General features: G+C 35.4%; 8 protein-coding genes. 4 read left to right on the forward strand and 4 right to left on the reverse strand.

Translation table 11 applies throughout. The annotated features are described in order from the left end of the window. The coding region (locus ACXR6G_RS19925; RefSeq protein ID WP_458363213.1) for a hypothetical protein at positions 1-510 on the forward strand (510 nt) is incomplete at its 5' end. A gap of 137 nt (positions 511-647) precedes the next feature. Here the strand turns inward: ACXR6G_RS19925 and ACXR6G_RS19930 are convergent. The 4 genes from ACXR6G_RS19930 to ACXR6G_RS19945 form a co-directional block, all read right to left on the reverse strand. Next, on the reverse strand, positions 648-1,943 hold the full coding sequence (locus tag ACXR6G_RS19930; RefSeq protein ID WP_458363214.1) for an NCS2 family permease: 1,296 nt from the start codon (positions 1,941-1,943) through the stop codon (positions 648-650). Positions 1,944-2,018: 75 nt separating this feature from the next. Continuing rightward, positions 2,019-2,702, reverse strand: coding sequence for a DUF5020 family protein (locus ACXR6G_RS19935; RefSeq protein WP_458363215.1), 684 nt, complete (start codon positions 2,700-2,702; stop codon positions 2,019-2,021). A 52-nt stretch (positions 2,703-2,754) separates the two neighbouring features. Next, positions 2,755-3,393, reverse strand: a complete 639-nt coding sequence (locus tag ACXR6G_RS19940) for an HAD family hydrolase (protein WP_458363216.1) — start codon at positions 3,391-3,393, stop codon at positions 2,755-2,757. 391 nt (positions 3,394-3,784) lie between these two features. Continuing rightward, positions 3,785-4,264: a PaaI family thioesterase gene (locus tag ACXR6G_RS19945; protein ID WP_458363217.1), complete on the reverse strand. Its 480-nt coding sequence runs from the start codon at positions 4,262-4,264 to the stop codon at positions 3,785-3,787. Between the two features lie 382 nt (positions 4,265-4,646). Between ACXR6G_RS19945 and ACXR6G_RS19950 the strand changes: the two genes are divergently transcribed. The 3 genes from ACXR6G_RS19950 to ACXR6G_RS19960 all read left to right on the forward strand — a co-directional run. Next, positions 4,647-5,567: a PorP/SprF family type IX secretion system membrane protein gene (locus ACXR6G_RS19950; RefSeq protein ID WP_458363218.1), complete on the forward strand. Its 921-nt coding sequence runs from the start codon at positions 4,647-4,649 to the stop codon at positions 5,565-5,567. A gap of 25 nt (positions 5,568-5,592) precedes the next feature. Continuing rightward, on the forward strand, positions 5,593-7,767 hold the full coding sequence (locus ACXR6G_RS19955; RefSeq protein ID WP_458363219.1) for an OmpA family protein: 2,175 nt from the start codon (positions 5,593-5,595) through the stop codon (positions 7,765-7,767). A gap of 187 nt (positions 7,768-7,954) precedes the next feature. Next, positions 7,955-11,167 (forward strand): cadherin repeat domain-containing protein (locus ACXR6G_RS19960; RefSeq protein WP_458363220.1); only part of this gene is annotated, 3,213 nt, incomplete at its 3' end.

Genomic DNA, 11,167 nt, shown 5'->3' on the forward strand with positions numbered 1-11,167 from the left:
CATTCTATGGGAGGTTATGTGGCTTTGGCTTTCGCGGATAAATATGTTGATAAGTTGGCGAGTTTCTCTTTTCTGCATTCTACAGCCAATGCTGATACTGAAGAAAAAAAATCTAATAGAGCTCGTGAAATTGTATTTATCAGAAAAGGCAAAAAGGAATTGATATGTAGTACCGCAGTCCCTAATACATTTTCGAAAAAGAATCAAGAGGCCTTCTCTGAAGAGATTGATGTTTTGATAGAGATTGCTTCAAACACCAAGGATGAAGGAATTGTAACGGCCTTAAATGCTATGATGAATCGTCCGGATAGAAATGAAATGCTAAGAGAATTATCCGTTCCCAAATATAGTTTTATAGGTAAGGAAGATAATTTTATCTCTTTTGATAAAGGAATGGCTTGGGCAAATGAAAATGGAATGCAACCCGTCGTTTTTGAACATTCAGGGCATATGAGTTTTATTGAAGAAAAGGATAAATGTATTGACGCAATTCTTGAGATTTTGAGATAAGCGCAAAAAATAAGCTCCACGATTGGGGTCGTGGAGCTTGGGTTTAGATCAGATTTCGAGATAAAATATTGGACATGAGCCAAAGCTCAATGTTCAAATTGATCTATTTAGATTAGTATAGAAAATGAAGTTTTCTACTATATATAGAATTTGATCATGAAAAGAATAACAATCACAATCATGATAGGCTTAACTTCCTTGTAACGGCCAGTTAATAATTTAAGAAGCACGTAAGATGACATACCAAATACGATACCTTCTGCAATACTAAATGTTAATGGCATCATGATGATCGTTAAAAATGCAGGAATTGCTTCTGTATAATCATTCAAATCGATTTTGAAGATCGGAGACAACATAAATAAACCTACAATCACAAGAGCTGGCGCTGTTGCAGCACCTGGAATCATAATGAAAACGGGAGCAAACAATAAAGCAATAGCAAACATACCAGCAGTAGATAAAGCTGTCATACCTGTTTTACCACCTTCTGCAACACCGGCAGCACTCTCAACATATGTTGTAACAGTTGAAGTACCGAACATAGCACCAAAGAAAGTTCCAATAGCATCAGCAAAAAGAGCTTGCTTAACACGTGGTACACGGCCTTCTTTGTCCAGCATATCAGCTTTTGAAGCCACACCAACAAGTGTACCTACGGTATCGAACATATCCACAAATAAGAATGTGAAAAGTACAACAGCCATATCTAAGCTAAAGACATTAGAAAAGTCGAACTTGAAGAAGACAGGTTCAATTGAAGGAGGAATACTAATAAATTTATAACCTTCTGGAAGGTGTGCAACTCCAAGAATTACAGCAAGAACTGTAGACACAAGAATACCAATTAACAAAGCGCCTTTCATTTTACGAGCTAAAAGCACACCTGTAATAACGATACCAACAAGTCCAACAATAGCTGCAGGATCTTTCATGCTTCCCAAAGAAACTAATGTTGCAGGGTTATCAACAATAATACCAGCATTTTTAAGTCCAATAAAAGCAATGAAAAGACCAATACCTCCAGATACTGCGTGCTTCAAGTTCAAAGGAATTGAATTGACAATTAGCTCCCGAATATTGAAAGCTGTTAGTAATAGGAAAATAATACCTTCAATGAAAACTGCAGTTAAAGCAAACTGCCAGCTGTATCCCATTCCTAATACAACAGTAAATGCAAAGAATGCATTTAATCCCATACCTGGAGCCAATGCAAATGGTAATTTAGCCACAAGAGCCATAAATAATGTTGCTACAATTGCAGAAAGAGCAGTTGCTGTAAAAACAGCGCCCTTATCCATACCTGTGGCACTTAGAATATCTGGATTCACGGCAAGGATGTAAGCCATTGTCATGAAAGTGGTAATACCTGCTACAATCTCAGTTTTGAGAGTAGAACCACTACCTGTAATGTTGAAATATTTATCTAACATCGTCGTTTAGAATTGCGAATTGCAGCTTGCCAAAATTGGATTTGCTACAGTTCATTTATATTGTGATAAAGGGATTTATAAGAAGTTCCACTTCAGAGCTAAAGTAGGACGAACTTTAAAATCGTCACCAGCAAAATTATTTGAGATTTCAATCTCACCACCAAGAGATAAGTTTTTATTGGCATGGTACCATAACTGAGGCTCAGTTAAGAATACTAGTTTGTCAGAAACACTTCCTGATGCAAGAGCAACAGCATCGCCATTTTCAGACCAAAGATCAGCAAAACCAGAAAATGTTAATTTATTATCAAACATGTTAACATACCATGTTCCAGTTATTTGGAAGTTTGCCTTACCAGCATCTTTAATGGCCTTATAACCTGCGTAAGTTGAGAATCCTGATTTGGCACCACCTTTAGCGTAATTCAAACCAAAGATCCAAGCATCATTAATTGTGTAGCCGAAGTTCATTGCTGGAGTTTCAGCACTACCAACACCACCATTGTACTCAATGTGAAGACCGATAGGCATCTTTTCAGTTTTTAATACACGAGCAATCTCGAAATAACCTTGGTTGATTCCGTTTTTAGCATCGTAATCAAAGTCAATAAAGGTAAAGGTGTTACCCCATTTGTCCATTTTAAACATTTCGAAAGTCGTTGTCAAATGTCCACGTTCAAAATCACGGTGCAATTGTAAGTTTTGAGCATTTACAGCAAATGCTGAAAGAATTGCAAAAATCGTCAGTAGTTTTTTCATCGGTTTAATAAAATGATTGGTTGTAAAAAAAAAAGATATCTAAAATGGTTGTTTATTCTGTTTTTATATCGTTCAAGCTTTCAATAATATTGGAACATCCTGTTGCTTTAAGTTTTTTATAGGATTGGTGTCCCGATGCAATTAAATAGCAATGGCAACCTAAAGATTGCGCAACTTCGTAATCGTGAGTTGTATCACCGAATAGGCAAACATCTTCAGCTTTTAATTGATGCTTTTGAAATAGACTTATACCATTCTCTACTTTCGAACTGGCATATATGTCATTGATGCCAGATATTTCGTCGAAAAAGCCTTGAATATTTAGTTGTTGTGTTGAATCCTTTAGCATATTCATTTCCATTGCTGATAGAATGAATTGTTTCTTGTCTTGTTTCTTAAATAGATCAAGTAAGATTCTAGCTTCAGGAAAAATATCGGAATGCGGTAATCGCTTTGTGTAATTGGCAATAAATTCGTGGGCCGTTAAATCCCAATCTTCTTTTTGAAAATCGAAACCAACTCTTTCGTAATAATCTTTTACAGGAAATGTAAATACCTCACGATAACTTTCACTTGTGAGTAATGGAAGATTTCGTTTGCTCAACATGAGGTTGATGCTCTCAATTCCGATTTCAATATCGTTGAGAAGAGTTCCGTTATAGTCCCAGATTATGGCTTTAAATCTATGCATGATTAATTCTGTTTAAGGGGTGAGAAATTGAAAAGTCCACCTGATCTTGATCAGAATTTGCAAGATGAAAATCGAATATTTTACTTTGCTTATAGGTAATTGTGATGAGAATAAAATGCAGGTGGGAGGTAAGCGCTCTCCTTAAGGAAGAGAGGTATCTTTTTGTAGATATGGAAAGCACTAATGTGCTATGCTTAATAATGGTATTCATCCTTTCGTTTTTTGGCCGAATTTAAAATTCGGAGTTACCAGTTTCCCAGATGATGCTTTTATTCGAGCGGCAAAATAAGTTCTTTTTTAGTTTAAATGCAAAAGTCATATCGAATTTAGATTCGATATGACTAGTATTTCGTTGTTAGATTGTGATTTATGTTAGTTGAGATTTCTTATTTTATTCTTTTTCATAGAAAGATTCTATACCTGGATATTCGAATTTCTTTTTTGCCATCTCCTGAGGGAAAATCATATAGGTCACTTCTGCTTGCGATCCTAGCTTGCCTTTGTGGTCGAGAATTTCGGTATAGATTTTAGCAAACTTTTTTTCTTGAGAGATTAACTTGGCTCTCACAGTAATTTTTCCTTGATCTGTAAGGACAGATCCTCTGTATTTGGCATTCAATTCTGTCGTAACGCCACTTGTTTGGCATTTTACAAATACAACCCAACTAGCAATCTCGTCCATTATGGTAGCCTGTATACCGCCATGTAGAACATTTTTAAAACCCGAGAGGTGTCGTTGAGGTTCCCATTCTGCAATAAGAAACTCTCCATCTTCGAAAAAATCCATTTTTAAGCCATTGCTATTATGAGGGGAACAACCAAAACAATTGCCATTGTCACCATTTATAAAGGGGTTTATTATTTTTTTCATTGGGTTGAAGTATATGATACGAAGAATTTATTGACAAATGTAACATTTCTTACTAAAGTGATTATCGACATATGACCTAATGAGAATGAAATCTGTTAAAAAGAATTTACTGGCATCAGAGAGTTGTTTTTATCAAAAATGGAATCTTATGTTTGAATCTGATTTTTAGTGTAAGTAATTTAGAATGATTTTTTTTTAGCCAAGTAAAAAATGTGTCTCATGTAAACATAAGAGCGGTTCGTGGAATTGGTATTGTTAAGTCCAAAAAAAATAAGACTTTTGTGTACCTTATTATAGAATACATTCTATAATCAACTATAAATCACACTATAAAAACACCTTTGGTTTCTAACGATAACTGAAGATGTAATGCTGTAATTAAATGAAAAAACAACTTGTTACATTACTGTTCTTGATGGGGCTTGTGATTTCTAGTTTTGGGCAACAAGATAAAATGTTTACCCAATATCAGAATTACCCTTCGTCTATCAATCCTGCTTATGCTGGTTCTAGAGGATCTACTCAGATTCTTGGAATTGCAAGAAAGCAATGGGTTGGTTTAGATGGTGCGCCCAAAAGTGCAGTTCTTTCTATAAATTCTCCTATTTCATTTTTTAATATGGGTGTTGGCTTAACTCTGGAAACAGATATTATTGGTCCTGAGGAAAGTACAGATGTTGGTATTGATCTTTCTTACAAGATTAAGTTAGCCAAAACTGTATTTATGAATTTTGGCTTAAAGGCCGGTTTAACTCATCAAAAAGTTGATTTAACAAACTCCAGAGTTGTAGACCAATACGATCCTTTAATACAAGAAATTAGTAATGATGTGCTCCCTAATTTTGGTGTTGGTAGTTATGTTTATGGAGATGATTTCTTTGTAGGATTTTCTATACCCAAGCTGCTTCAAACAGAAATTAAAGGTGGTGGTATCTCAAATACCAAACTAGACAAGAGTAAATTACATTATTTCTTAATGGCTGGTTATTTAGTAAAGGTAAATCCATTTATAAAGCTGAAACCAACCCTGCTATTAAAAGCAACCCAAGGATCAAGACTTTCATGGGATCTTTCAGCAACGGCAATTTTCTTAGATCGATTTTGGTTAGGCACTTCATTTAGAAATGAGGATTCTGTCGCAGCTATTTTTCAAGTTAACATCAATAATCAACTCAGATTGGGTTACTCGTATGATATTGCTGTTTCAAAATTATCCAGTCGAACACATGGCTCACATGAAATATCTATGAGCTATGATATCGTATTTAAATCGAAGAGATTGAGATCTCCTCGTTATTTCTAGAACATTATAAAATCAACAATATATCATGAATAGGTTTGTATTATTCTTCATTCTTCTAGCTATTTCATCAGCTTCTTTCTCACAGAAATTATCTGTGCGTTCGGGTGACCGAGAGTTCGATGATTTTAACTATAAGAAAGCTATTGAATATTACGAATATGCATTGAAACATAATTCTGAAAACGTTCATGTTTTGAGAAGATTAGCTCAATCGTATCATAAAATGAACCATATCGATAAAGCGACTGAATATTTTGGGTTGTTGATTGAGAATGAAGATAAAGAGGATTCAGATTTTATTCTACTGGGAGACTTTTTGAAAGAAAGAGGTCGATATGGACAGGCTAAGCTTGTTTATCAGCAATATCTTGATAAGCATTCCGATGATAAGGGGATTCAGACAGAAATTGAGAATGTGAAAAAGTTTGAGAAAGAGACTCTCAAAGATCTTATTTGTGAATTGTCATCTTCGCCTTTTAATTCGATTTATACTGATTTTTCGCCTACCTATTATAAGGAGAATATGATTTTCAGTTCAGGTCGACAAAGTAAAGACTACAGAGGCGATAAATACGATTGGAATGGTGAATTCTTTTTGGATTTGTTCTTATACGATGACACTCAAGAACCAAAAAATCAAATTGCCCGTTTTGGCAATAGTATTGGATCAAAATTCCATGAAGGTGCTATTTGTTTCTCTTCTGATTTCAAGAAAATGTTTTTTACCAGGAGTAACTATTTTAAAGGGAAGTTGAAACGAGACAAAAACGGTGTTAATAATCTGAAAATATTTATAGCCGAAGAAAAAAAAGGTAGATGGAAGGTAAGTGCTGAGTTTCCATTCAATAGTGATGAATATTCCGTAGGCCATCCTAGTCTTTCGAAGGATGGGAAGGATTTATATTTTGTGTCTGATATGCCAGGTGGGTTTGGTGGAACTGATTTATATCGAAGTCATCTGATTGATGGTGAATGGTCGAAGCCTGAAAACTTGGGTGAGCTAGTAAATACAAAAGGCAATGAGATGTTTCCTCATTTTAATTCAAATAATTCCTTGTTTTTCTCTTCTAATGGGCATGCAGGTAAGGGAGGATTAGATTTATATGTTGTTAATACATATGGACGGGAATTTAAACCTGGACACCTTGGGTCACCTATGAATTCAAGTGCCGATGATTTTTCTTTCGTTATGCATCCTGATGGCAGGCGTGGTCATTTTGCTTCGAATAGAAATGGGGGATTGGGTGAAGATGATATTTACAGCTTTGAAATAGAGAAAGACAATAGAATTAATCTTGTGATAAAAGATTCTCTAAATAAAAATTTTGTTATCCCAGACCACGTTAGCCTTATCAAGCCTAAGGGAGTTGAAGTAAAATTTGATGATAAGAAAAGTCAATATTCATTTGATCTAAAAGGTGAGCAAGTTTATCAAATTGTGATTGAAAAATCTGGCTATTATCCAGTCGACACAGTTTTATATAGTCATATACTGGATCCAGAGATGACGCACTTTTTTAAGATGAATGAACGCCCAGCTCTTCCTAATGTTAAAGTGAACTTTGTAACTAAGGATTTCGCTAGTGGTGAATTATTGGTTCCGAATATTCTTCAAATTATCGAACCTGACATTATAGATCTTCACCCAGAGTTAGGACTTGGGAGTTATACTGTAGAGTTGGATATTAATAAAGATTACAGAGTTTTTGCTAAAAAAGATGGTTACTACGCTATCGATTTTAGATTTCGAACTAATGATAGTGATTTGAATATTAGTCACGAACTGTCAATGAAATTAATGCCTGAAAAGGATATTAAAAACGAATTTCTGCCTGATGAATTGGCAACTGTCTATTTCGATTACGATAAATCAAATGTGAAAGAAGAGGCTTTAGATAATATAGATGAAGTTGTTAATCTATTAAAGAAAAATGATAAACTGATGGTAACTCTTGTGGCAAGGGCCGATTCTCGTGGTACATCAGAGTATAATGATGCATTAGCTTTTAGAAGAGCTTCCGCAACTCGTAAGTTTTTCATTAAAGAAGGTATCGATATCAATAGAGTTGTTATTCTAGCTTTAGGAGAGAGTTCGCCTTTCGATAGACTTGAAGGCCAGTCATTAAAAGATTGGTATAGAATAAACCGATGTGTCGATTTTGAGTTGAATACTTTTCTAGATGTACATCTTGAAAAATAAGTGATCCCTATATGATTCTATACTTGAATCATAATTCTCTCTCAATAGGATAAATTCCTATTTAATGTTTTAAAGTTGGCTTTATAACATCCCCGAATTCGTTTTCGAAGCGAATTGTAATTTCAGAACATAGGTAGTTTGAGTTGGAAAAAATTGTAGCGTGAAGAACTATCAAAACACAAAATATATGAAAAATTTATACTCATATAAAGAACTTAGTCATTACTTAAGAAAAGTAATGTTATTCTTGATGGTAATATTATGTATTGGTTCATATAAAACCTTTGCAGAAGGAACCAAACAGTTGGCTCCAAAATCTACAGATCGCGTATATACAGCCTTTAGTGATGCCAAACATGGAAATTTTGGGAATTATAATAGTACAGACACGGAGCGTATTTACATCCATGTTCAAAATCCTACTGATGAGGTGATCTATTTTGGGTTTTCACAATTTGTAAACAGTGGGCATGCAAATTCAGAGTCAATGACTAAAGTTAATGCTTGGATGCGTATTAAGGACCCTAATGGGAATGTCGTATGGCCAAATGCAGGCTCACATAATGGTGAGAAGGTTCCTGGAAATATGATTACATCTTTGGGTCAGGTTAAAAATGGCCCGAATCAATTATGTGGTTCTGGGGGTTATAATGCATTTGCATTTTACCCAACTAGTGGTACCGGTGATTACTATATTGAATTTAGTGCTGCCGAGGCTAGTGAAGGAAAAAGACCTATTTATACCGAGTGGTGGGATATTACCGTTGCTACCAAGGGTGCAGGATCGAAAGCAATTGATGGAAGAGTTTATGCTAAGCAATGGGCTTTAGTCTCCCCACGTATTTCAATGGATTGGTATGACAGAGATTTTAATGGTAAGGTATACAGTTACGCTGAATCTACATCCTATAGTGGAGGTTATGTGACTGAGGTTGATTTTGAAAATTCTGGATTTAGAGGCGCTCGTTTTAATATCGCTTTTAATTCGACAGGTACTGATAATACACTCGATTTTGAAGTAAACAGAAAGTCCCTTGAAAATGAAAATAAACTTTCTCCGGAATATAAAATATTTTTGAATGAGCCAGATGTAACAGCTTTTCCCTCTGCAGATGGATATGGTAAATTTATAGTGGATGAGGAAAATGATTACCCTCGTTTATTTGGTTGTCCAGGTAAATATTTTTTCCGTGTAGCTGTCGAGAATAAGGGGCGAATTGATTTGCTTCTCGACTTTGAAGGCACTCCGAATAAATTTGATCCAGGAACAAGAGATAGAATAATTACAACTTTATCAGTCCCTTTCCCAAATGAAGAAGGCATTTTAATTCGAGATATAGCCTGGGATGGATTAGATGGTAAAGGAAATGTAGTTACTGATTTTGAAAGCATCTCTATGATTTTCGATTATTTTCAGGGAACGTTTCATTTTCCAATGTATGATGTTGAACATCTAACAACAGGTTTGGTTCCAAGAACCGTTCGACCAGAAACGCCTACTCCATATGTGCCTAAGTTATACTGGGATGATAGAAATATTAGCGAAAATTTACCCGATGGTCAACTTAAGGTTGATTTGACAGGAGACGTTGCGCCAAGTCATAATTGGTTAGACTACGATTATGGAAATGAAAATTCAATAAATACGTATTGGCATTCATATAGTTCAGGAGTAACAAAGTCTTGCCAGTTAAATCTTCCAGATCATGGTTGCGACCTTTTTACACCGGGTACTATTAGTGGAACTGTTTTCGAAGATATAGATCAGGATGGTGTTATGGATGTTGGTGAATTACCTTTTCTTGGAGCAGAGGTTCGTCTATACTGGGATAAGGATTACGATAAAAGTATCGGTGGAAGTGATGAGCTAGTTGAAACTTTTATAACTAAACTTCCTGGATCCTTTGGTTTTCCTGAAGGCTTAGGTAATTATGTTTTTAGTCCCGAAATTGGTAAACAATATCTTGTAGAGGTTAGCTTTGGATCCAATGTTATTACAGGAGAAAACCCTCGTTCATATAAGTTTTATTCTTCGGGTGTTGATTATTTCGATCAGCTTTTTGGAGTGGTTCCCTTAAAGGTTAGCCTATCTGTATCAAAACCAATTATTCAAGAAGATGGTGAAAGCTCTGAAATTGTTGTTGAATTAGATTACCCAACCCACTTACCAGTTACGATAAATCTTGCCTATGGAGGTACTGCTGAAGCAAGTGATTATGACTTGACTCCAGGAAGTCATGCTACAACCTCAATACTCATTGAGATTCCAGTAGGAGAATCTAGTGGTGTGGTTACACTCACATCCATTCATGATAATTTGAATGAGTCTGATGAAACAGTGAGTATTGATATTATATCATCCGAGAATGCTGTAAAGAATGGTGAGCAAAGTAAAGTCATTACTATTATTGATGGGAATAGTCCTATTGGTGATTTAGTTGATGATGATTCTGATGCCAATTCTCTAAGTGAAAATGCAAAACTTGATGATTTAGTTCATATTACCGCTTTAGCAACCGATGATGATGGTGATACTATTACATACTTCCTATTGGATAATGCAGGCGGACGCTTTAAGATCAATGAAACAACAGGTGTTGTAAGTGTTGCCGATGCAAGTTTAATAGATTTTGAAACCGATGAGTTTCATATTATTCGCATTGAAGCCAGAAGTACAGATACAAGTGTAATTGCAGGTGACTTCCAAATCGATGTGACTGATGTTGATGGAACAGGTGGCGATACAGATAATGCTATTGCTAATCTAAGAGATAGTGATACTGCAGCCAATTCTCTAAGTGAAAATGCAAAACGTGATGATTTGGTTCATATTACCGCTTTAGCAACCGATGATGATGGTGATAATATCACTTACGTCCTATTGAATGATGCAGGCGGACGTTTTACGATTCATGAGATAACAGGAATTGTTACTGTTGCCAATGCAGGATTGATCGACTTTGAAACTGATGAATTTCATAATATTCGCATAGAAGCTAGAAGTACAGATGAATCTGTAATTGCAGCTGATTTCAGAATTGACGTCACAGATGTTGATGGAACAGGTGGTGATACAGATAATGCTATTGCTAATCTAAGAGATAGTGATACTGATGCTAATTCTCTAAGTGAAAATGCAAAACGTGATGATTTGGTTCATATTACCGCTTTAGCAACCGATGATGATGGTGATACTATTACATACTTCCTATTGGATAATGCAGGCGGACGATTTAAGATTCATGAGATAACAGGAATTGTTACTGTTGCCAATGCAGGATTGATCGACTTTGAAACTGATGAATTTCATAATATTCGCATAGAAGCTAGAAGTACAGATGAATCTGTAATTGCAGCTGATTTTAGAATTGACGTCACAGATGTTGATGGAACAGGTGGT

This window comes from Ancylomarina sp. YFZ004 (assembly GCF_054254355.1).

What these genes read in the sequence shown, in the direction of transcription:
- ACXR6G_RS19940 (WP_458363216.1), bottom strand. Translation starts at nt 3,393, where the DNA reads ATGCATAGATTTAAAGCCATAATCTGGGACTATAACGGAACTCTTCTC.
- ACXR6G_RS19935 (WP_458363215.1), bottom strand. Translation starts at nt 2,702, where the DNA reads ATGAAAAAACTACTGACGATTTTTGCAATTCTTTCAGCATTTGCTGTA.
- ACXR6G_RS19955 (WP_458363219.1), top strand. Translation starts at nt 5,593, where the DNA reads ATGAATAGGTTTGTATTATTCTTCATTCTTCTAGCTATTTCATCAGCT.
- ACXR6G_RS19930 (WP_458363214.1), bottom strand. Translation starts at nt 1,943, where the DNA reads ATGTTAGATAAATATTTCAACATTACAGGTAGTGGTTCTACTCTCAAA.
- ACXR6G_RS19945 (WP_458363217.1), bottom strand. Translation starts at nt 4,264, where the DNA reads ATGAAAAAAATAATAAACCCCTTTATAAATGGTGACAATGGCAATTGT.
- ACXR6G_RS19950 (WP_458363218.1), top strand. Translation starts at nt 4,647, where the DNA reads ATGAAAAAACAACTTGTTACATTACTGTTCTTGATGGGGCTTGTGATT.